Source organism: Lutibacter sp., assembly GCF_013041805.1.
GTDB lineage: Bacteria > Bacteroidota > Bacteroidia > Flavobacteriales > Flavobacteriaceae > Lutibacter.
The window spans coordinates 41,432-64,997 of sequence record NZ_JABDRI010000055.1 but is presented as its reverse complement, the minus strand read 5'-3'; the positions used below and the strand labels follow the sequence as shown (position 1 = coordinate 64,997).

The 23,566-nt window shown below is 30.6% G+C and carries 22 protein-coding genes; 13 read left to right on the top strand and 9 right to left on the bottom strand.

Going from position 1 to position 23,566, the window contains the following annotated elements; translation table 11 throughout:
* Positions 1-2: 2 nt before the first annotated feature.
* Positions 3-905, top strand: coding sequence for a hypothetical protein (locus HKP59_RS07475; RefSeq protein ID WP_291805172.1), 903 nt, complete (start codon positions 3-5; stop codon positions 903-905).
* Between the two features lie 95 nt (positions 906-1,000).
* Positions 1,001-1,399 (top strand): c-type cytochrome, encoded by a 399-nt coding sequence (locus HKP59_RS07470; protein WP_291805169.1) that lies wholly within the window; start codon positions 1,001-1,003, stop codon positions 1,397-1,399.
* 72 nt (positions 1,400-1,471) lie between these two features.
* Here HKP59_RS07470 and hemN read toward each other — a convergent pair whose 3' ends face one another.
* Genes hemN through hemA form a run of 6 tightly spaced genes read right to left on the bottom strand, consistent with a single transcriptional unit; the run spans position 1,472 to position 9,012 of the window.
* Entirely contained in the window at positions 1,472-2,830 is a 1,359-nt protein-coding gene (hemN, locus tag HKP59_RS07465) for an oxygen-independent coproporphyrinogen III oxidase (protein WP_291805167.1), read from the bottom strand.
* A complete protein-coding gene (hemE, locus tag HKP59_RS07460) occupies positions 2,830-3,855 on the bottom strand; it encodes a uroporphyrinogen decarboxylase (protein ID WP_291805164.1) in 1,026 nt (341 codons plus the stop codon). Before hemE ends, hemN begins: the two co-directional genes overlap by 1 nt.
* A gap of 35 nt (positions 3,856-3,890) precedes the next feature.
* Complete coding sequence (gene hemL / locus HKP59_RS07455; protein WP_291805161.1) at positions 3,891-5,189, bottom strand: glutamate-1-semialdehyde 2,1-aminomutase; 1,299 nt, start codon at positions 5,187-5,189, stop codon at positions 3,891-3,893.
* Between the two features lie 6 nt (positions 5,190-5,195).
* On the bottom strand, positions 5,196-6,161 hold the full coding sequence (hemB, locus tag HKP59_RS07450; RefSeq protein ID WP_291805158.1) for a porphobilinogen synthase: 966 nt from the start codon (positions 6,159-6,161) through the stop codon (positions 5,196-5,198).
* Between the two features lie 12 nt (positions 6,162-6,173).
* Positions 6,174-7,760 (bottom strand): hydroxymethylbilane synthase, encoded by a 1,587-nt coding sequence (gene hemC, locus HKP59_RS07445; RefSeq protein ID WP_291805156.1) that lies wholly within the window; start codon positions 7,758-7,760, stop codon positions 6,174-6,176.
* Positions 7,747-9,012, bottom strand: coding sequence for a glutamyl-tRNA reductase (gene hemA, locus HKP59_RS07440; RefSeq protein WP_291805154.1), 1,266 nt, complete (start codon positions 9,010-9,012; stop codon positions 7,747-7,749). The genes hemC and hemA overlap by 14 nt, the downstream gene beginning before the upstream one ends.
* Positions 9,013-9,286: 274 nt before the next feature.
* Here hemA and HKP59_RS07435 point away from each other — a divergent pair, with 274 nt between their 5' ends.
* The 6 genes from HKP59_RS07435 (at position 9,287) to HKP59_RS07410 (ending at position 16,286) form a co-directional block, all read left to right on the top strand.
* Positions 9,287-10,183, top strand: coding sequence for an AraC family transcriptional regulator (locus HKP59_RS07435; protein ID WP_291805151.1), 897 nt, complete (start codon positions 9,287-9,289; stop codon positions 10,181-10,183).
* 3 nt (positions 10,184-10,186) lie between these two features.
* Entirely contained in the window at positions 10,187-11,206 is a 1,020-nt protein-coding gene (hemH, locus tag HKP59_RS07430; protein WP_291805149.1) for a ferrochelatase, read from the top strand.
* 2 nt (positions 11,207-11,208) lie between these two features.
* Positions 11,209-11,760: a CopD family protein gene (locus tag HKP59_RS07425; protein WP_291805146.1), complete on the top strand. Its 552-nt coding sequence runs from the start codon at positions 11,209-11,211 to the stop codon at positions 11,758-11,760.
* A 232-nt stretch (positions 11,761-11,992) separates the two neighbouring features.
* A complete protein-coding gene (locus tag HKP59_RS07420) occupies positions 11,993-13,609 on the top strand; it encodes a thiamine pyrophosphate-dependent enzyme (protein ID WP_291805143.1) in 1,617 nt (538 codons plus the stop codon).
* A gap of 15 nt (positions 13,610-13,624) precedes the next feature.
* Positions 13,625-14,206: an indolepyruvate oxidoreductase subunit beta gene (locus HKP59_RS07415; protein WP_291805140.1), complete on the top strand. Its 582-nt coding sequence runs from the start codon at positions 13,625-13,627 to the stop codon at positions 14,204-14,206.
* A 19-nt stretch (positions 14,207-14,225) separates the two neighbouring features.
* Positions 14,226-16,286, top strand: coding sequence for an acetate--CoA ligase family protein (locus HKP59_RS07410; RefSeq protein WP_291805138.1), 2,061 nt, complete (start codon positions 14,226-14,228; stop codon positions 16,284-16,286).
* Here the strand turns inward: HKP59_RS07410 and HKP59_RS07405 are convergent.
* The gene (locus HKP59_RS07405) at positions 16,283-17,437 is read right to left on the bottom strand and encodes a glycosyltransferase family 2 protein (RefSeq protein ID WP_291805135.1); all 1,155 of its coding nucleotides are present in this window, start codon (positions 17,435-17,437) and stop codon (positions 16,283-16,285) included. The genes HKP59_RS07410 and HKP59_RS07405 overlap by 4 nt on opposite strands.
* A 5-nt stretch (positions 17,438-17,442) precedes the next feature.
* Entirely contained in the window at positions 17,443-18,054 is a 612-nt protein-coding gene (gene recR, locus HKP59_RS07400; RefSeq protein ID WP_291805132.1) for a recombination mediator RecR, read from the bottom strand.
* 75 nt (positions 18,055-18,129) lie between these two features.
* Here recR and HKP59_RS07395 point away from each other — a divergent pair, with 75 nt between their 5' ends.
* From HKP59_RS07395 to HKP59_RS07375, 5 genes are all read left to right on the top strand, one after another.
* The gene (locus HKP59_RS07395) at positions 18,130-19,593 is read left to right on the top strand and encodes a sodium:solute symporter (protein ID WP_291805129.1); all 1,464 of its coding nucleotides are present in this window, start codon (positions 18,130-18,132) and stop codon (positions 19,591-19,593) included.
* A 16-nt stretch (positions 19,594-19,609) separates the two neighbouring features.
* Complete coding sequence (gene pdxH / locus HKP59_RS07390; RefSeq protein ID WP_291805126.1) at positions 19,610-20,260, top strand: pyridoxamine 5'-phosphate oxidase; 651 nt, start codon at positions 19,610-19,612, stop codon at positions 20,258-20,260.
* Between the two features lie 29 nt (positions 20,261-20,289).
* Positions 20,290-20,778, top strand: a complete 489-nt coding sequence (locus HKP59_RS07385) for a histidine phosphatase family protein (RefSeq protein ID WP_291805123.1) — start codon at positions 20,290-20,292, stop codon at positions 20,776-20,778.
* A gap of 4 nt (positions 20,779-20,782) precedes the next feature.
* A complete protein-coding gene (locus HKP59_RS07380; RefSeq protein WP_291805197.1) occupies positions 20,783-21,685 on the top strand; it encodes a Ppx/GppA phosphatase family protein in 903 nt (300 codons plus the stop codon).
* Between the two features lie 95 nt (positions 21,686-21,780).
* Entirely contained in the window at positions 21,781-23,016 is a 1,236-nt protein-coding gene (locus HKP59_RS07375; RefSeq protein ID WP_291805122.1) for an OmpA family protein, read from the top strand.
* Between the two features lie 67 nt (positions 23,017-23,083).
* Here HKP59_RS07375 and HKP59_RS07370 read toward each other — a convergent pair whose 3' ends face one another.
* Positions 23,084-23,548: a thioredoxin family protein gene (locus HKP59_RS07370; protein ID WP_291805119.1), complete on the bottom strand. Its 465-nt coding sequence runs from the start codon at positions 23,546-23,548 to the stop codon at positions 23,084-23,086.
* Between the last annotated feature and the right edge of the window lie 18 nt (positions 23,549-23,566).

The following is a 23,566-nucleotide window of genomic DNA, read 5'->3' as shown; positions in this document are numbered from 1 at the left end:
TCATGAAAAGTTTAAATTATAAATACACCATTATTACTTCACTTATAATAGCATTTTTATTTAGTTTTAATTTATTTGCTCAAGAGGAAGATGCAAGTAACTATAGAATGAGATTTAATTTAAAAACTATTAAACAACACGATAATTCTAGATTGCTTGAAGCTAGTTTTATTGGACAAAATAAAAAAGATAGAAAAGATAGAATTCCTGTTTTTGATGCAGAAATAGCATTTTATAATGGAACTGATTTATTAGGTATTGCAAAAACTTCAAACGAGGGAATTGCTCAATTGATAGTTCCTGAAAATCAAATTTATACAACAGATGAAGATGGGTATATTAACTTTATAGCAAAGTTTGAAGGTTCTGATGGATTGGATGAAGAAGAAGATGATATTCAAGTTAAAGATTTATTTTTAGAATTAAATTTAGAAGAAATTGACAGTGTAAAAACTGTACTAGTGACAGCTTTTACTATTGACAGTTTAGGAGTAAAAACTCCTCTAGAAGAAGCTGATTTAATAATTTCTATTAATGGAATGATTTCAAAAATGATATTGGAAGAAGGCACTATTGAAGATGGTGAATTCGAGTTTGAGTTTCCTACGGATATTCCTGGTGATGCTAATGGTGATATTATGGTTTATTCAATTATTGAAGATAATGATGATTTTGGAAATTTAATTCAACAAAAATCTATAAATTGGGGGACGTTCAAAACCGAATCTGTTAAAGACGGAAATACATTATGGTCTGAAGCTGCACCAATATGGATGTATATCGTATTAACAATTTTATTAGTTGGGGTATGGGCAAATTACGTATACACCGCAATAAATTTATTTAAAATTAAAAAAGAAGGACAAGAGATTGCCTTAGCAGCTGAAAAAGAACTTGAACAGTAAAAAACAGAAAATCAATTAGATAAAAATTATTTGGCACTAAATTTGCCTTTAACTATATAAATTAACATAAACATTAAAATCAAAAAAGAAAAAAAATGAAAACAATTAAATTTTTAACATTCATCGGAATTATTTGCTTAGGACTTTTATCTTTCAACAAGCTAGTTCAAGAAGAATGGAAAGTACCTGCAAAATATGAAAAAATGACAAACCCTGAAGAAGCTTCTAAAGATAATATTGCAATTGGAAAGTCTATGTATTCTAAACATTGTAAATCTTGCCATGGTAAAGAAGGTTATGGTGATGGACCAAAAGCTGACGAAGTAGATGGAGATTTAGGAGATTTTTCTACTGAAGAATTCCAAGCGCAATCTGACGGAGCTCTTTTTTACAAAAGCTACATCGGCCGTTTAGACATGCCAAACTTTGAGAAGAAAATGAGTGAAGAAGATATGTGGCTTACTGTTCATTATATGAGAACTATGGGTGAATAAAATAATAACATATTTAGTATCAAAAAAGCCGAACAGTACTGTTCGGCTTTTTTATGTATTTATTTTTATAATTTAAATAGTCATTGAAAAAACTCTCGTTTCTGGTTTGTTCTCAATCAAACGTAAATCAAAAGCCATACAAATATTTCTGACAAACATTCTTCCCTCCTCTTTTACTTTAATTCTGTTATCTGTAATATCAATTAAGCCATCATCAACAATTTCACTTAAACGATCAACAATTTCATTTTTAACCTTTGTGTCTAAACCAATCTTCCACTCTGTTTCCAGATTACACATTAAATTCAAAATGTGTTTTCTAATAATTAAATCAGTTTCAGTTAATAAATGACCTCTAAAAATTGGAATAATTCCTTTATTTACTTTTTCGGTATAAGCTTCAATTGTTTTTTCATTTTGAGCAAATGCATACCACGAATCACTAATAGAAGACATTCCTAATCCTATCATTAATTCAGTTTTCCCTGCAGTATATCCCATAAAATTCCGATGCAATTTTTTTGCTTCCATAGCTTTATGCAACGAATCAGTTGGCAATGCAAAATGATCCATTCCTATTTCAACATAACCATTATCAAAAAACAACTGCTTTCCTAATTCATATAAATGCCTTTTTTCACTATCCTTGGGTAAATCATTTTCATCAAAACCTCGCTGACCCACACCTTTAATCCAAGGAACATGAGCATAACTATAATATGCTATTCTATCTGGTTTTAAAGCAATTGTATTTTTTATTGTATTTCGAATGCTTTCTTCAGTTTGAAAAGGTAAACCAAAAATTAAATCGTGACTTATAGATTCATATCCTATTTTACGAGATAAATCATTTACACGTTTAACTTGTTCAAAACTTTGAACTCTATGAATTGCTTTTTGGACAATTGGATCATAATCTTGTATTCCAAAACTATTTCTTCTAGAGCCTAAATCATATAAAGTTTGTAATTGATCTTCTGATGTATGATTAGGGTGACCCTCATAACTAAAATCAAAAGTTTCAAATTTATCTGCTCGTTTAAATATCCCGTTTATTAATTTTTTTAAATTAGCTGAAGAAAAAAAAGTTGGTGTTCCACCACCTAAATGAATTTCTCTAATTTTAGGTCTTTCAACCAATAAATCACAATACAAATCCCACTCTTTTAACACGGTATCCATATAAGGTTGCTCCACTTCATGACGCTTTGTTATTTTTTTATGACAAGCACAAAACGTACATAAACTTTCGCAAAAAGGTAAATGAATATAGAGGCTTATCCCTTCATGGTCATTACTTTCATCAAATGATTTTTTAACCGTATTTTTCCAGTCTTGCAAAGTAATTCCTTCTTTATCCCAAAAAGGAACTGTTGGATAACTCGTGTATCTCGGTCCTGGTATATTATATTTTTGAATTAATTTACTCATTATGTGTTGTATTCCTTAACAGCATCAATAAATGCTTTTGCATTATCTAAAGGTATGTGAGGTAAAATTCCATGACCTAAATTTACAATGTACTTATCTTTTCCAAAATCATCAATCATTTCTTTTACCATAGATTTTATCACTTTTGGAGGCGATAGCAATCGTACTGGGTCAAAATTACCTTGTAATGTAATTTTATTTCCTGTTAATTTTCTTGCTACTTTCGGAGTCACTGTCCAATCAACACCTAAAGCAGATGCATTTGAGTTTGACATCTCTTCCAATGCAAACCAACATCCTTTTCCAAATGCAATAACTGGTGCATCATCTTTTAATGCTTCAATAATTTGATTAATGTATTTCCAAGAAAATTCTTGATAATCAGTTGGAGATAGCATTCCTCCCCAAGAATCAAAAACCTGAACCGCATTTACTCCCGATTTTACTTTTTCTTTCAAATATGCAATAGTTGTATCTGTTATTTTTTGTAATAAAGTGTGCGCTGCGATTGGCTGTGTAAAACAAAATTCTTTTGCCTTATCAAAGTTTTTTGAACCTTGACCTTGCACGCAATAACATAATATTGTCCAAGGTGAACCTGCAAAACCAATTAATGGAATATCATCATTCAACATTTGCTTAGTTACTTTAATAGCGTCCATCACATATTTTAATTCCACAGTTACATCTGGAACAATTACATTATCCACATCTTTTTGAGAACGAATAGGATTTGGCAACCATGGCCCAATACCTTCTTTCATTTCCACTTCAATATTCATTGCTTGTGGAATTACCAAAATATCTGAAAATAAAATAGCAGCATCCATTCCATATCTACGAATTGGTTGTACTGTAATTTCTGAAGCTAATTCAGGAGTTCTACAACGTGTAAAAAAATCATATTTTTCACGAATTGCTATAAACTCTGGCAAATATCTTCCTGCCTGACGCATCATCCAAACTGGTGGTCTTTCAACCGTTTCCCCTTTTAGAGCTCTTAAAAATAAATCGTTTTTAATCATTTATTGCTAGTGTAATTTTTTATAAAATATTACTTTTATTTTTTCTCTTTATCTGCAACCGCTTTCATTGCAACATTGATAGCCGATCTCACTTTATAAATATCTCTTTTTGTCATAGCAGTTCCTAAAAACCAAGCTTCAAATTGAGAAGGAGGCAAAAACACTCCATTCTCCATCATTTTCCAAAAAAATGTTTTGAATTTAATAGTGTCACTCGTTTGAGCTGATTTAAAATCAACTACTTTTTCTTTTGTGAAGAAAGCATTTATCATAGAACCAAATCGATTTACTTGTAAATCGATCCCATTTTCTTTTGCTGCAGCTTTTAAAGAACGCTCCAAAAAAGCAGCTGTTTTTTCAAAATCTTTATACGGATCTCTTTTTTGCAACTCCTTTAAAGTTGCTATTCCACAACTCATCGCAATTGGATTTCCAGACAACGTACCTGCTTGGTACATTTCTCCTAGAGGAGCAACCATTTCCATAATTTCATTTCTTGCACCGTAAGCTCCAACTGGAAAGCCTCCACCAACAACTTTTCCTAAACAAGTAATATCAGCTTGAATTCCTAACAATTCCTGAGCTCCACCAAATTTTGAACGAAAGCCTGTCATTACTTCATCAGCAATTAATAAAACTCCACTTGCTTTAGTTAGGTCTCTAAGTTCTTCAATAAATTCTTTAGTTGGTTCAACAACTCCCATATTTCCAGCAATTGGCTCAAAAATTACAGCAGCTACATCTTTGTTTTCAGCTAAATGTTTTTCAACACTATCAATATTATTAAACTCTGCTATTAATGTGTTCTTCACTGCATCATCTGGAACACCTTTACTTCCTGGTAAACTTAATGTTGCCAAACCTGAACCAGCAGCTACCAATAAAGCATCTGAATGTCCGTGATAGCAACCCGCAAATTTTATAATTTTATTCTTACCTGTGTAAGCTCTCGCTAAACGAATAGCACTTAATACCGCTTCCGTTCCTGAATTTACAAATCTAACTTTATCCATTCCCGGAAAAGCATCACAAACCATTTCAGCTAAAATAATTTCTCCTTTTGTAGAAGCCCCAAAAGTATACCCATTTCTCATATACTTTTTTATTGTTTTTTCTACAACTGAATTTCTATGACCTAAAATCATAGGTCCATATGAAAGCACAAAATCTATATATTCATTTCCATCTACGTCATAAATTTTGCTTCCTTTTGCTTTTTCAATGAAAATTGGAATTCCTCCAACAGATTTAAAAGCTCTAACCGGCGAATTTACAGCACCAACTAAGTGCTTTTTTCCTCTCGTATATAATTCTAATGATTTTTCTAACTTCATTTTATCTTATTTTTTCAATAATAATTTTGCTACTTCTTTAGCAAAATAGGTAATAATTATATCTGCTCCTGCTCTTTTCATTGACAACAAACTTTCCATCATTACTCTTTCTCCATCAATCCATCCATTTGCTGCTGCGGCCTTAATCATCGCATATTCTCCACTTACATTATAGCAAGCGATTGGCCTGTCAAAATTGTTTTTTAAATCTCTAATAATATCCAAATAAGATAGAGCTGGTTTTACCATTAAAATATCGGCTCCTTCTCGATCATCAAAAATTGCTTCGCGCATTCCTTCATCTCTATTTGAAGGATCCATTTGATAGGTTCTTCTATCTCCAAAGGTTGGAGCAGAATCTGCTGCATCTCTAAATGGCCCATAAAATGCCGAAGAATATTTTACGGCATATGACATAATTGGTAAATTTGGAAATCCAGTATTATCTAATGCTTCTCTAATTGTTTCAATCATACCGTCCATCATACCTGATGGCGCTACCATATCTACACCAGCTTTGGCGTGTGAAATAACTTGTTTGGCTATGTTTGGAAGAGTAGCATCATTATCAACGTCGTTGTCATGAATAATTCCACAATGACCGTGACTTGTATATTCACAAAAACAAACATCAGTAATTACATATAAACTCGGATAATTTTTCTTTATAAAACGAACAGCTCGCTGCATAATTCCATCATCGTTCCAAGTTTCTGAACCTTCTTCATCTTTTTCCGAAGGAATTCCAAAAAGTAACACCGCTGGAATATCTAAAGCCACAACTTCATCTAATTCCTTTGAAATTCTATCTAAAGAAAATCGTTTAATTCCAGGCATTGAAACTATTTCTGTTTCGATATTCTCGCCTTCCTCAATAAACAACGGATAAATTAAATCGTCAATAGTTAATTTATTCTCTCTAACTAATCGACGAATATTTTCAGTTTTACGTAATCGTCTGGTTCTATACATAGGTAATTCTTTTTATTCTTGAAAATAGTTGTTTACAGATTTTATAACACTCTCAACTGAAGGTGATTCAGCTATGATAACATTTTTAAAATATTTATTTGCTTCTAATGCTGTAGTTTGACCAATACAAAATGCAATACTTTCATTGGTTGATTTATTATCTTTTAAAAAACTTTCAATTCCTGTTGGGCTAAAAAATAGTATTCCCTGATACTTTTGATCTATTTTTCTTGGAGTTAATTGTGTTTGATAGCACTCAATTTCTTTAACCGAAATGTTATTTTTGGATAAAATAGTTGGTAACTCATCTCTCCTTTTATTCCCACAAAAATAAGTTATTTCTTCTCCATTAAGATTATCAACAAGATAGTTGGCTAATTTTTCTGCTGAATTCTCTATTCGTGTTACTTTACCTATTTTATTTTCTATCAACCTTTTTGTCCTTCTTCCAACACAATAAATATTTTCAAATTTTAAATCAGAGGACGTGAAATTTTCAGTTAAAGCATCTACTGCATTTTGACTTGTAATTACAATATTTTTAATTCGATTTTTAACAAGTACTGGTTTTAAACGATTGCTTCTTGTAGTTATAAAATCACTCATAGCAACACCAATACTAGTTGAAAAACTATTTTTTTGATCTAAGGATAAATTTTTTGTAGCATAAACATTTATTTCTTTGTCAATGGTTATTACTTCACGCATTAACTTTTTCCCTCCTCTTTCTAAAATATAATTTGCTGCGAATTCACCCAAGTCAGAAATATTATTGATTGGTGATTCTTTATAAAATTCAATTTTATTTTTACCGTCAGGACTAAATAAAACCCCTTTAAATTTTACAACATCATCCCAAATCATAGCCAAAGCTCCGATTGGAGCTGTACATCCACCTTCAAGCACTTGTAAAAATTTTCGCTCAATTCCAACACAAATGTCTGTGTTTTCATCATTAATTTGTTTACAAATTTCTAAAAGTTCTTCATCGCTACCTAAAGCTGCAACCATTACTGCACCTTGTGCCGGGGCGGGTATCATCCAGTCTAATTTAATATGTTTTTCTTGTGGAGGTAGTAATTTCAATCTTTTTAAACCTGCTGCTGCAAAAATTGCTCCATCCCAATCATTATCTTCTAATTTTTGCAAACGGGTATTTACATTTCCACGTAAACCAGTAATTGAATGGTGTGGATAACGATATAACCATTGTGCTTTTCTTCGCAAACTTCCAGTGGCAATAATAGCAGTCTCGCGCGTGAAGAAATTCTCATCTTCTTTAATGACTAAAACATCATTAAAATCACCTCGCTTTAAAATGGCCGCTTGAACTATACCCTCTGGTAATTTTGTAGGTACATCTTTAAAAGAGTGCACTGCAATATCAATTTGATTATTTAGCAGTGCAATATCTAGATTTTTTGTAAAAACACCGGTAATTCCTAATTCATATAATGGCTTGTCAAGAACAATATCTCCAACAGAATCAATTTTTATAATTTCAGTTTTAAATCCTAAATGCTCTAGCTGACCTGAGACGGTATTTGCTTGCCACATCGCAAGTTCACTTGATCTTGTCCCTATTTTAATTGTTCTCATTTAAAACCATTTCTTTAATATTAAACATTTTGCTGATAACATTTATACTTTGATCAACCGACGTATCTTCATCTTTTAAATGTTTCACAAATTGTGTAGTAATTTTTTGAATTAAACGAGATGATATCACCTCAGCTTGTTCAACATTAAAGTCTTTTATTTTTTTTGATTGAAAATCAATTTCTTCATTTTGGATGACCTGAAGTGTTTCTTTTAAAGCATTTACAGCAGGTACAAATTTACGAAGAGAAATCCATTCATTAAATTCTTGCTTGTACTTGTTAATTATTTTTTCAGCTTCCGGAATTTCGTTTTTACGAGTTTCAAGTGTTTTATCAGTTATTCTAGATAGTTCATCAACATTTATAAGTGTTACACCTTCAATTTCTTGAACTGAAGCGTCAACATTTTCTGGCATTGACAAATCCAGGATTAGAAGTTTTTTATTATTCGCAACATCAGATTTTGTCACAGTTGGAACAACAGCTCCTGTTGAAACTATTAAAATATCTGATTCTTCAATTTTCGAAGTCAAATCTTGATAATCTACAACAGTAACTTCTGGGTGACTATCTTTAAATGATATTGCCGTTTCTTTTGTTCTATTAACTAAAGATATCATTTTATTTGAGGTGTATTCTAACACATTCTTACAAGTGTTTTTACCTATATCACCTAAACCATATATAAGAATATTTTTTTTATCATATCCCTCAACATTCTCTAACAAATACTGTATCGCAGCATAGGAAACTGAAGTTGTTCCAGAACTTAATTTTGTATTATTTTTTACATCTTTACTTGCTTGTAATACCAAATTCATCAAACGCTCTATATACGCATTTGTAGTACCAACTTCTTTTGCTAACCTAAAAGCCTCTTTTAATTGACCTACAATTTCGTAATCACCTAAAATTTGACTTTCTAAACCTGTTGCTATATAAAATAAATGCTTTACAGCATCCTTATTTTTGTAAACATTAGATACATTAATAAAATCTTCAACAGTTCCATTTGAATATTGAACCAATAAAGTTATAAGCTCAAATGGATGCTTTGCAAAACCTGTAATTTCAGTTCTATTACAAGTAGACAACACAAAAACACCTTCAATACCCTTGGATTTTGCCTCTTCTAGTAATAATTTCTGATTTTCTTTTGTTATGCTAAAAGCACCACGCACTTTTGCATCTGCTTTTTTATAACTTAAGCCTACATTGTAAAACTTTGTAGACATTTCTTCTTGATTCATAATAAATGGTATTACCAATAAGTATCGTCAAAAGTACTAATATATTCGATTAGTAAACATCGACAAAAGTACTTTTATTATCGACATAAGTTACTACTAGTTATTTAGAATATTTCTAAATAACAAATTTCATAACTAAAACTGACATATGTCAGTAAAAATAACTAGTTGACCCTATGACAAATATCATATTTTAATTTTTTTTAATTTTTTTGTTATCATAATAAATACTACTTTTGCTCTACTTTTTAATTTTTAACTATAAAAGTATCTTATGAAATCCTCTCTAGAAAATTATAAAAATATCGACAAAAGTACTCAGAAGATTTTTGATGAGAATAATACTTTTAAAGTGTTTCATTTCAACAACTTATCATCTAATTCAGAACTATACCAATACCCTATAACAAAAAATTGCATTCATTTATATTTCCCAATTACCAACCAAAGTAAAGTTGCGTTTAATTTTGAGCATTGTGCCGTAAATTTAACTGCAAATAATTCTAATATGGTTTACTTTAAAGATGAACATATGAATCTTCTTTTTAATGTACCTCCACAATCTGAATTAATTGTTATTCTTATTTCGTTAGAATATTTTCATTCTTTATTTTCAATTGATGGAAATCTTTTATTTAAGTACAACAGTTTAAAAGGAGAAAACCCTATTATTGAGGCGAAAGAAATTAATTCAACTATTAAATTAATTTTAAACCAAATAACTACAAGACAAACAAACGAGGTTTTAAGACCCATTTTTATCAAAGGAAAAGTGTACGAATTATTAAGTTATTACTTTAGCACTACTACCACTGATAACAACAGTGAATCTTGCCCTTATATCGCTAACGAAGAAACAATTAGCAAAATTAAACATGCTAAACAACTTATTATAAAAGAAATGATTAACCCTCCTTCCCTAGCTGAATTAGCTAAAGAAGTTGGATTAAATATTAAAAAATTAAAATCTGAATTTAAAGAAGTGTACGGTGTTCCTGTTTTTACATTTTTACTTAATTATAAAATGGAACTAGGAAAACAACTTTTATTAGAACAACAACTAAACGTAAATGAAATTGCTTTACAACTTGGCTACAGCACTTCAAGTCATTTTATTGCAGCGTTTAAAAGAAAATACGGAATAACCCCAAAACAATTTTCAAAATCATAAAATATGAAAGGAGCATTATTAGTAAACTTAGGTTCACCAAATAGCACATCAACAAAAGATGTAAAAAATTATTTAGGTGAATTTTTAATGGATGAAAGAGTCATTGATGTACCATATTTGTTAAGAACTTTTCTAGTAAAAGGAATTATTTTAAATACACGCCCAAAAAAATCTGCGGCTGCCTATAAAAAAATATGGTGGAAAGAAGGATCACCACTCATAGTTTTGTCTGAACGATTACATAAAAAAGTACAAGAAAATTCAGATATACCAGTTGAATTGGCAATGCGTTATGGAAAACCCTCAATTAAAAGTGGAATTGAAAAATTAGCTAAACAAGGAGTTTCTGAAATATTTTTGATTCCATTATATCCGCAATTTGCAATGGCAACTACTGAAACAATTGTTGTTTTAGCGAATGAAATTATTAAAAAGGAATTCCCATCTATTAAGCTAACCGATTTTCCTGCATTTTATAATAATACATCTTATGTAGAGGCCCTAAGTCATTCTATTAAAAATGAATTAGATAAAATAAAACCTGATCATCTATTATTTTCATATCACGGAGTTCCTGAACGACATATTAAAAAGTCTGACATTACAAAATCTCACTGCAAAATAGATGGAAGTTGTTGTAACACACCTTCACCTGCACATGAATTTTGTTATAGACATCAATGCTATGAAACCACCAAATTAGTTGCAAAACACTTAAATTTAGAGGAAGGAACGTATAGCACTTCTTTTCAATCTCGATTAGGTAGAGATCCTTGGCTACAGCCATATACAGACAAAACTATTGATACTTTTGCCCAAAATGGAACTAAAAATTTAGCAGTTGTAACACCTGCTTTTGTTTCGGATTGCCTTGAGACTTTAGAAGAAATAGGTATGGAAGCTAAAGAATCGTTCATTGAAAATGGTGGAGAAAAGTTTAACACAATCCCCTGCTTAAATGATGATGAAAATTGGGTAAAAACAGTAGCAAAATGGATTAATGATTGGGCTCAAACTAAATAATTATGGATTATTTATACATAAAATCGCTTCACATAATTTTTATAACTACTTGGTTTGCTGGACTTTTTTATATCATTCGTCTTTTTATTTACTATAAGGAGGCTCAAGAAAAAATTGAAATAGAAAAAAATATTCTATTAAAACAGTATAAATTAATGATAAAAAGGCTTTGGTATATAATTACTTGGCCTTCAGCAGTTTTAGCTACACTATTTGCCATTTGGCTTTTAATATTGCAACCAGGTTGGCTTCAACAAAATTGGATGCTAATTAAATTAGGGTTTGTTGCAGCACTTTTTATCTATCATTGGTCTTGTCAAGTTTTATATAACCAAATTGAAAAAGGACATCTCAATTATTCTTCTTTTGCCTTAAGAATTTGGAACGAGGTTGCTACCATCATTTTATTTGCTTGTGTATTTTTGGTTGTTCTTAAAACATCTTTTGGATGGATTTTTGGTGTGCTTGGCATAGTTGGAGTTTCAGTTTTATTAATGCTCGGTGTTAAATTATATAAAAATATACGAGCTAAAAATAGTTGGGATAACGATTAGTTCGACACTAAAAATGTAGAATACTTAAATTCTTACTCATTTTACTATAAATCCATCAAATAAAATATCCTATTTCCAGTAAATTAATCAATTCTTTATTGCATTTATTGCATATTTAATATTCTGTTTTTCAATTTATTAAGCTTCAAAAGTATGATTTTGGTCATTCTAAATACGAAAACGTTTTCATAATTTTACAGCATTAATAAAACAAATATTAAATTAGAATTTCATGAAAAAACTTCTACTAGGTAATGAAGCTTTAGCACAAGGAGCAATAGATGCGGGAATATCAGGCGTTTATGCATATCCAGGCACACCTTCAACTGAAATTACCGAATATATACAACGCTCAAAAACTGCCAAAGAATTAAACATTCATTCTCAATGGTCAGTCAATGAAAAAACTGCAATGGAGGCTGCTTTAGGTATGTCATACGCTGGTAAAAGAGCCATGACCGTTATGAAACACGTAGGTTTAAATGTTGCTGCAGATGTATTTATGAACATGTCAGTATCAGGAATAAACGGAGGATTAGTTGTTGTTGTTGCTGATGATCCTTCAATGCATTCATCACAAAATGAACAAGACTCGCGGTACTATGGTAGATTTGCAATGATTCCAATTTTAGAACCTTCAAATCAACAGGAATGCTATGAAATTACAAAGTATGCTTTTGATTTATCAGAAAATATGGGATTGCCAATAATGATTCGTTTGGTAACACGTTTATCACACTCAAGAGCTGGAATAAATGTTGGAGATAGAATCGCCGAGAATAAGATACATTTACCGCTAAACTCGACACAATTTCAACTCATACCAATGCACGCAAGGGGAAGATACCAGCACTTAGTTGATATACAAGCTGACAGCCGTGAGAGTTCAGAAAACAGTTCTTTCAATAAAAGTTTTGATGGAAAAGATACTTCGATGGGAATTATAGCAGCAGGTATTGCATATAATTATTTAATGGAAAATTACGAAGATGGCGAATGCCCTTACCCTATCTTAAAAATATCACAATACCCACTTCCAAAAACTAGTATTAAAAATTTATTTGATACCTGTAAAAAAATATTGGTTTTAGAAGATGGCTATCCATTTATAGAAGAAATTATCTCAGATTTTTTAGGTGAAAATAGAAATGTAATTGGTCGTTTAAGCGGTCATGTAAATCGAGTTGGAGAACTAAATCCTGATTCAATAAAAAAAGCATTAGGGTTTAAAGTAGAAGTCACTGATTCTATTCCAAAAGTAGTATCTGGCAGACCACCAGAATTATGTGTTGGATGCGGTCATAGAGATTTATTTGATGCTATTAACCAACTTGGAAAAGAACAAAATACACAAAAAGTTTTTGGTGATATTGGTTGTTATGCATTAGGAGCTTTACCACCTTTTAATAGTATAAACACTTTAATAGATATGGGTGCATCTATTACTATGGCAAAAGGTGCTTCAGATGCTGGTATTCATCCATCGATTGCAGTTATTGGGGATTCTACATTTACACATTCTGGAATGACCGGCTTGTTAGATGCGGTTATTGAAAATACACCAATAACGGTTATTATTTCTGATAATTCAGCTATTGCAATGACCGGAGCTCAAGATTCATCAGCCTCTGGTAGATTAGTAACTATTTGTAAAGGAATTGGTGTAAAAGAAGAACACCTAAAAGTACTAACACCATTACATAAAAATTTAGAGGAAAACATTAATGTTATTCGAGAGGAAATAAATTACCAAGGAGTTTCTGTAATTATCTCTCAGCGCCCTTGTGTACAGTTATCTAAAGAAAAAAAGGACAATGTTAAACATTTACAAGCGGTTTCTATAAATTAATTTTAAACAATTAAAATGAAAATAAACATAATATTAGCTGGAGTTGGTGGACAAGGAATTTTAACAATTGCTGCAGTTTTAGACACAGCTGCGCTAGCATCAAACTTAAACATCAAACAATCTGAAGTTCATGGAATGAGTCAACGCGGCGGTGCGGTGCAATCTCATGTGCGAATTTCAGATACTGAAATTTATTCAGATCTAATCCCTTTAGGAAAAGCAGATATGATAATTTCTGTTGAACCTATGGAATTATTACGCTATTTACCATTTCTAAAGAAAGACGGGTTGCTTGTTACAGACTCCAATCCATTTAATAATATTACAGATTATCCTGAGCTAGAAGAATTGTATAGTGAAATAAAATCGCACTCAAATACAATCTTAGTAGATGCAAAAAAAATAGCAAAAGAATTAGGTAATTCAAGAGCAACAAATATTGTCTTGTTAGGTGCAGCTTCGTCACAACTGCCTTTAAGTGATGAAAGCCTGCAACAAGCTATTAAAACCCTTTTTGAACGAAAAGGTGAAAAAGTTGTTCTCAAAAACATTGAAGCATATCATAAAGGGAAAGAAATTGCAACTGCAACTATTTAATAAAATTACATATTTATAAATGCTACACAAAAACCTACTTAACCCCAAAAACATAGTTGTTGTTGGCGCTTCAAATAATGTGCATACTCCGGGAGGTAATGTTCTCAAAAATTTAATAGATCATAATTTTAAAGGACAATTAATTGCTGTAAACCCAAAAGAAACGGAAGTACAGGGAGTAAAATGTTATCAAAATATTATTGACATTCCTAATGTGGATCTAGCTATTATTGCTATTTCAGCTAAATTTACATTAGAGACTATTATAATTTTAACTCAACAAAAAAACACGAAAGGATTTATTATTTTTTCAGCCGGTTTTAGTGAAAAAGATGAAGCTGGAGCATTAATAGAACAACAAATTGTTGATGAAATTAATGCAGTTGGCGGTACTCTATTAGGCCCAAATAATATTGGATTAATCAATACGAATTATGCGGGTGTGTTTACCACTCCAATTCCTAAATTAAATCCAAAAGGAGTTGATTTTATTTCTGGCTCAGGCGCTACTGCAGTTTTTATTATGGAAGCTGCCATGTCAACTGGACTCACATTTTCAAGCGTTTATTCTGTAGGAAATTCAGCTCTAATTGGTGTTGAAGATGTTCTAGAGCATTTTGATAAAACTTTTGATTCTAAAACAAGTTCAAAAGTAAAATTATTGTACATAGAAAGTATTGAAAATCCACAAAAACTATTAAAGCATGCCGCTTCTTTAATCAATAAAGGTTGTAAAATAGCGGCTATAAAAGCTGGAAGTTCTGATGAAGGAAGTCGTGCAGCGAGTTCACATACTGGCGCCTTAGCAAATTCAGACGTAGCTGTTGATGCATTGTTTAAAAAAGCAGGAATTATACGTTGTTATGGTAAAAATGAATTAATTACAGTTGCTTCTATTTTTATGCATCCTGAATTAAAGGGAAAAAATATAGCAATTATTACACATGCTGGAGGACCAGCAGTCATGTTAACAGATGCTTTGTCTAAGAACGGTCTGAACGTACCTGAAATAAAAAATCAAGAAAGTGAAGAATTATTAACTAAACTATATCCAGGTTCTTCGGTTTCTAATCCTATTGATTTTTTAGCGACAGGAACTGCTGAACAACTTGAAACTATTATTGATTATTGTGAACAAGAATTCACCAATATAGATGCTATGGTTGTTATTTTTGGAAGCCCTGGTTTATTTGAAGTTTATGATGTTTATGATGTACTTCACAATAAAATGCAAACGTGTAGCAAACCCATATTTCCAATTTTACCTTCCGTAGTAAACGTAAAAAAGGAAATAGATTATTTCATTTCAAAAGGAAATATTAATTTCCCTGATGAAGTTTTATTTGGGAATGCATTAACTAAAATCTATAATACTACAAAACCAACAACTGCCATAAAAAAGACCTTTGAAGTTGATAGGGCTAAAATTAGAAGTATTATTAATAACAATTCAAATGGTTATTTGCACCCTCAACAAGTTAAAGAATTATTAGTTGCAGCAGAAATTCCTATAGTTAGTGAAATGGTTTGCAACACAAAAGAAGAATGCCTAACAGCATCTAAAACTCTTGGATTTCCATTAGTGATAAAAGTTGTTGGACCTGTGCATAAAAGTGATGTTGGAGGTATTATTCTAAACATTTCATCAAAAGAAAAATTATATGAATCCTTTGAAAAAATAATGCAAGTTAAAGGAGCTACTTCTGTTTTACTTCAGCCTATGAAAAAGGGAATTGAATTATTTATTGGCGCAAAAAGAGAGGGTGATTTTGGGCATTTAGTATTATGTGGTTTGGGCGGTATTTATATTGAAGTTTTAAATGATGTAAACACATCTTTAGCGCCAGTTTCACAAAATGAAGCTCTCGAAATGATTCGAAATTTAAAATCGTATAAAATTATTCAAGGAGTAAGAAATCAGGAAGGTGTAAATGAAAGTTTATTTGCTGAAATTGTAACAAAAATTTCCAACTTAGTTACTTTTGCTCCGGAAATTATTGAATTAGATTTAAATCCGCTTTTAGGAAATTCAAAAGAAATTTTAGCTGTAGATGCACGAGTAAGAATTCAAAAGAATTAACTTGTTTCAACTAATTCTATTTGACCAGATTTTGAAGAGTTTTGGCTTCCTATTAAGAAATTCGTTGTTCTTGGTTTAATTTTAAAAACTAATCTTTCATTTTTCAAATCTTGAAAAAGAGCTATAATTTGCTTATATGAAAGGATTTCATTATCAAAAATAATAGTATCAATAAGACTAGCTTTAATTAATTGTTTTATTTGAATAATATCTGAAGATGAATTACTACTCACTGCTATATGGTTTTTTGCTAAGTAATTTTCAAACAACTTATTTTGACCTATATACAATACATTAAAACTCTGTTTTAAATTTTGCCTAATTTGAAGAACTCTAAAAAACTTCAACCAAAACCAAAATTCAATTCCAAAACTCATTACAAAATCATAAATAAGGTTTAATTTAAAATACTTCTTGTAAAATATTTTCATTGCTTTATGAAAATATTTTAAGTGTTTTACATCTTTTTCGGTACTCTCTCCTTTATAATGAATTACTTGTACTTCAGCAAAATAATAGTTTTGATACCCTTTATTCAAAATTTTATAACTGAGATCAATATCCTCTCCATACATAAAATAAGCTTCGTCAAAACCTTTTACTTCATTATAAACACTTCTTTTTAAAAACATAAATGCACCCACAAGAATATCAACTATTCCAGTTTCATCTTCTGCTAAATGAGTGGCGTAATATTTTCCAGTTCTTTTACTCGAAACTCCAAACAATTTATTAAACGCAACCATTGGTGTTGGAATTCCTCTTTTACTCTCAGGCAAATAAACTCCAGATCCATCTATTAATTTTACACCTAACGCACCCATATTTTGTTTACTTTTTGAAAATTTCAAAATTTGAGTGAAGGTATCTTCAGGGATAACAGTATCTGGATTTAAAATTAAAATATATTCACCACTCGCCTTGGCAACACCTTGATTGTTCGCTTTTGAAAATCCGACATTTTTAGTGTTTTTTATAAGTACAACTTCTGGATATTTTCTTTGCAATAAAGAACAGCTAGCATCTGTAGAACTATTATCTACTACTATAATTTCAACACTTAAGTTTCTTGAAGCAGCATTTACACTTAAAATGCATTGCTCTAAAAAATATTGAACATTATAATTTACAATTATTACTGATATATCCATTTATATTACAGAGAAGTTTCAAATGGGATTCTATTTACAATACTTCTTCCTAAAGTAATTTCATCAGCATATTCTAACTCATCTCCAACTGCAATTCCACGTGCAATAGTTGAAGTTTTAATATTTAACGACTCTAGTTGTTTAAAAATATAAAAGTTTGTTGTATCGCCTTCTATAGTAGAACTTAAAGCGAAAATAATTTCTTTAATAGCTCCTTCTTTCACTTTTGCTATCAAACTATCAATAGTTAAATTTTGCGGTCCAATTCCTTCAATAGGTGAAATTTTACCACCTAACACATGATATAATCCTTTAAATTGAGCTGTATTTTCAATTGCCATAACATCACGAACATCTTCAACAACACAAATTATCTCTTCATTTCTTGAAGGGTTTGCACAAATTTCACAAACCTTCACATCTGAAATATTATGACATTTTTCACACAACTTTATTTCATCTACTAAATTAATAAGTGCATTAGATAATTGATGTGTTTGAGTTTTTGGTTGCTTTAACAAATGAAGTACTAATCGAAGAGCAGTTCTCTTACCAATCCCTGGTAATTGAGATACCTCATTCACTGCGTTTTCCAAAAGTTTTGACGAAAAATTCATTTCGCAAATGTACAATTAGGAAATGATATTCTCAATAATTTTAGTTTCTTTGTTACTTGTTACAAATATTCGTTAATGAAACCACTGTTTATTCTTTCTCTAATCGCTATATATTTTAGTATACTTTTAATAATTGCTTATTTCACAGGGAAAAATGATAGTAACGAAACATTTTTTAAGGCAAATAAAAAATCAACTTGGTATGTTGTTGCATTTGGAATGATTGGCGCTTCTCTCTCTGGCGTCACATTTATTTCTGTTCCTGGATGGGTACAAAGTTCTCAGTTTAGATATATGCAAATTGTAATTGGTTATTTATTTGGCTATATCGTTATTGGTCTGCTTTTAATTCCGATGTATTATAAACTCAAAATTACTTCTATTTATGAGTTTTTGAAGCACCGCTTTGGTTCAACTTCGCACAAAACAGGTGCTTTTTTCTTTATTGTTTCTAGAAGTTTAGTCGCTTCATTTCGGTTATTTTTAGTTGTTTCAGTATTACAATATTATGTTTTTGACGCTTGGAATATACCGTTTGAATTTACGGTTATTCTTTCCATTTTATTGATATGGGTTTACACATTTAAAGGAGGAATAAAAACAATAGTTTGGACTGATACTTTTCAAACAACTTTTATGCTTATTGCAGTTTTTGCAGCTATCTTCATTATTCTTAACAAACTAGATTGGTCAATTTTAGATATGATCAACTCAAAAGAGTTCACCAAATACAGTCAAATTATATTTTCAGAAGACTTTAACGATAAAAAACATGTGATTAAATCATTTTTAGGCGGAATGTTTATTGCCATTGCCATGACGGGTTTAGACCAAGACATGATGCAAAAAAACCTAACTTGTAAAAACCCAAAAGAATCACAATGGAACGTGATTTCATTGGGCTTTGTTCTTATAATTGTAAATTTCATCTTTTTAACTTTAGGAGCATTATTATTTATTTACGCTGAAAAATTTGGTATTTCAATACCTAAAATTGATGGCGCTGTTAAAACAGATCTATTATTTCCTGAAATTGCATTAAATAGCAATTTAGGCATTATTATAGCAGTCTTTTTTATTTTAGGATTAATTGCAGCAGCATATTCTAGCGCTGATAGTGCCTTAACCTCAGTGACAACCTCTTACTGTGTTGATTTTTTAGCTATTGAGGAAAAAGAAAAATCACAACAAAAAAGAATTAGAAAGAAGGTACATATAGTAATCTCAATAGTATTAGTATTTGTTGTTATAGCATTTAAATATGTATTAGCCGATAACGTAATTAGCAGTTTATTGCAGGTGGTTTCCTATACATACGGACCGCTCTTAGGTTTATTTACTTTCGGTATTTTTACAAAATATATAATTAAAGATCAATACGTTTGGATTATAGCAATCCTATCTGTAAGCTTAAGTTACGCTTTAAACAGCTATTCTTCTCTAATTTTTAACGGATATACATTTGGTTATGAGCTAATTATAATAAACGGATTATTCACGTTTTTTGGACTTTATTTAATTAGAAAACCAATCAAATAATTATTATTTTTACCATATGAATGTTAACGATTTAAGCAATTATCGAAAAGTTTATAAGAAAAGTGAACTTTCAAAAAATGAAGTACCAGAAAACCCAATGGAATTATTTCAAAAATGGTTTTTTGAAGTTGAAGAATTTGGAGGTGATATTGAGGCTAACGCAATGACAATTTCTACTATAGACTCCAACAGTATTCCTCAAAATAGAGTTGTTCTTTTAAAAAAATATACGTGGGAAGGTTTTATTTTTTATACTAATTATGATAGCAACAAAGGAAAAGCAATAGCGAAAAACCCAAATGTTTGTTTGTCTTTTTTTTGGCATAACATTGAACGTCAGGTTATTATTAAAGGAAGTGCTGAAAAAATTTCAGAAAATTTATCGGATGGGTATTTCGAGTCAAGACCTGACGGAAGTAAATTAGGTGCTTGGGCATCTAATCAAAGTGAAGTAGTTCCATCTAGAGAATTTTTAGACAATCGTTTAGCTAATTATGAAGAAAAATTTAAAGATCAAGAAATCCCTCGACCAAAAAATTGGGGTGGTTATATTGTAAAACCAATGAGTATAGAATTCTGGCAAGGACGTCCAAATAGAATGCACGATAGAATTAAGTACACATTGCAAGAAAATTATGATTGGAAAATTGAAAGATTAGCTCCATAATTTTTATATTTGAACTTCAACCAAACCAAATGAAAACACTTTACATTGTAAGACATGCAAAATCTTCTTGGGAATACGAAAACATCAAAGATATTGATCGTCCTTTGAAAAAAAGAGGAATTAATGATGCCTATTTAATTTCTAGCGTCCTTGAAAAAAAAATAGCCAGCCCAGATGTTTTTGTATCAAGTTGTGCAAACAGAGCATTGCACACTGCAATGATTTTTAGCTACACTTTTAATTATCCTTTAGCAAACCTTAAAATAAGTAAATCGTTGTACAGCTTTAGCGATGGCTATTTAATTAAAACCGTAAAAGCTTTAGATGATGGTTTTGATTCTGCCATAATATTTAGTCATGACCATGGCATTAGCGATTTTGTAAATAAATTTGGAAGTAAAAATTTAGATCACGTGCCTACTTGTGGTGTTATTGGAATAAAATTTAATACTAACCACTGGAAAAACGTTAAAGCTGGAGAAACCTTTTTAACGGAATTTCCAAAAACCTATAAATAGTTTTATTTTGAAAATTGAAAAACTTGCTGGAATTGATATTGGCTCAAATGCTGTGCGCTTATTAGTTGCAAATGTAATTACGGAGCGAGATGGTGAAAAATCAATCCCAAGTTTTAAAAAGTCTGCTTTAGTTCGTGTTCCTATTCGTTTAGGTGCTGATACTTTTATAACTGGAGAAATTTCAAAAGCAAATAAATTGAGAATGCTAAAAGCCATGAAAGCATTTAAACTGCTTATGGAAGTGCATGGAGTAGAAAAATATTATGCTTGCGCAACATCTGCAATGAGAGATGCTTCTAACAATGCAGCTCTTATTTCTGAAATTTTTGAAAAAACTTCAGTTAACATTCATATTATTAATGGGAAAAAAGAAGCTGCTATTATATTCTCAACAGATTTAAGTCATATTATAAAACCTAATAATTCATATTTATACATTGATGTTGGTGGAGGAAGCACAGAAATTACGTTATTTTCAAAAGGTAAAATTATTACCTCAAAATCTTTTAAAATTGGTACTGTACGCCTATTAAATAGTACAACTAAATTTACAAGTGTCTGGAGAAATATGGAGGATTGGATTAAAGAAAATACAAAAGGCTTAAAAAACCTATATGCTATTGGATCTGGTGGAAATATTAATAAGATTTTTAAACTATCGAGCAAACCAATGGGAACGCCACTTACTATAAATTATATAAGCACTCAGTTGGATTTTTTAAGCGAAATGACTTATGAAGATCGTATTACAAAACTCGATTTAAATCCAGATAGAGCTGACGTTATTATACCAGCAACAAAAATATATTTAAATGCAATGAAATGGGGAGGCGCAAATAAAATTTATGTTCCAAAAATTGGATTAGCTGACGGAATAGTTAAAAGCTTATACTACAATAATTTATAACTTATTTTAACATTTTATTTTTAAAATGTGACTTACATTAGATTTGTTGTGTCATAGTGATATAGAGTAAATAGAAATTAATTCAAATTATCATTATGAGAAAATTATTATTATCAATTACAGTATTTATTTTTGGAGTAAGTGCCTTTTCGCAAGACTTACCTGAAAATCCAGAACCAGGAAAATGTTACGTACGTTGTAAAACTCCAGACGTTTGGAAAAACCAAGATGTAACTATTGAAACTTATGCAGCTTACAATAAAGTTGTAACATACCCTGCTGTATACAAAACGGTTTCTGAAAGGGTCCTTATAAAAGAAGCCAGTCAACGTCTAGAACTTGTTCCTGCTGTTTATGAAACTAGAGATGTTGTAGTAACTGTAAAAGAAGCTAGTTATAAATTAGAAGTTGTTCCAGGAAGTTTTGGATCAGAAACTTTAACTTATACAGCTAAAGAAGATGCCTCTAAATTAAGTATTATTCCGGCAACTTTTAAATCAGGCTCTGAGACAATTGAGATTAAACCAGCTACTGCCGTATGGCAAATGAGTGATAAAGCTCCTGATTGTGAATCAAGTGATCCTAACGACTGTAGATATTGGTGCTACAAACCAATCCCATCTGAGTTTGTTACCATTCCACAAACAAAACTAGATGTTGATGCCTATACACAAAAAATGGCAGTACCTGGATTTGATAAGTCTTACAAAAAAACTGTTGTAGCTAAAGAGCCAACAACTAGAAGAATTGATATTCCTGAAGTAACAAAAGTTGTTAAAAAAACAGTAATGGTTACTCCTCCAACAACAAGAGTTATTGATATTCCTGCTGAATATTCTACTATTTCTAAAACTGTTTTAGTAAAAGATGCCTGGGAAGAAAATGTTACCGTACCTGCTAAATATAAGACTGTAGTTAAAGAAATATTAGTTGAAAAAGGTGGATTAACATCTTGGAAAGAAGTAGATTGTAAATTGACTGAAAGCAGTCCTTTACCAATTAACTGGAATTTAGGAAGTGCTACTTTAACAAGCGCAGCTAAAAAAATTATCGATTCTCGTTTATTACCTATCTTAAAAACTGGAGTTGCTGTAGCTATTGAGTCTCATACAGATTCAAGAGGTACTAAAGAAAGTAACCAAGATTTATCTGAAAGAAGAGCCTTAGCGGTAACAAACTATTTAATTGCGAAAGGAATTAACCCTTCAAAATTAACAGGTAATGGTTATGGTGAAAACAAATTAACAAATAGATGTTCTGATGGTGTTTCTTGTACTGAGAGAGAGCATTTAGCAAACAGAAGAACTACATTTAGAGTTATTAATCAATAATTAATATATTCTATTTATTAAATAAAAAAACCGCTTTACAGCGGTTTTTTTTATAATAATGGTAACATTACTTTAAAACAGAGTCTATTAAATCAAAATAATAACTAGTATCTCTCATTAAATTATATCCTTTTCTCTTTGCTAAAACTTTTCCATTAGCATTTACAATAATTACAGTTGGATATGAAGTAACCTCATATTTTTTCTTTAACCTAGTATTTTCAGCTACTTGCAAATCTGTAACTAGATCTTTATTTCTAGGAAAATTTGCTTTATATAAAATAAAATCTTTTTTAGAAATTTTCTTAAACCTTTCAGATTCAAAAAAATCGGAGACTAACTTTTTACAAGGTCCACACCAATCAGAGCCAGTGAAAAAAATCAAGATTGGTTTCTCCTCTAATTTCGATATTGATTTCGCATGATTAAAATCTTGTTCCCATTTTAACGTCTCAAGAGATAAATTTATACTATCCTGAGCATTAACACCTAAATAAAATAAGAATAAGGCAATCAATGTTAATTTTTTCATATTATAGATTTAAGAATC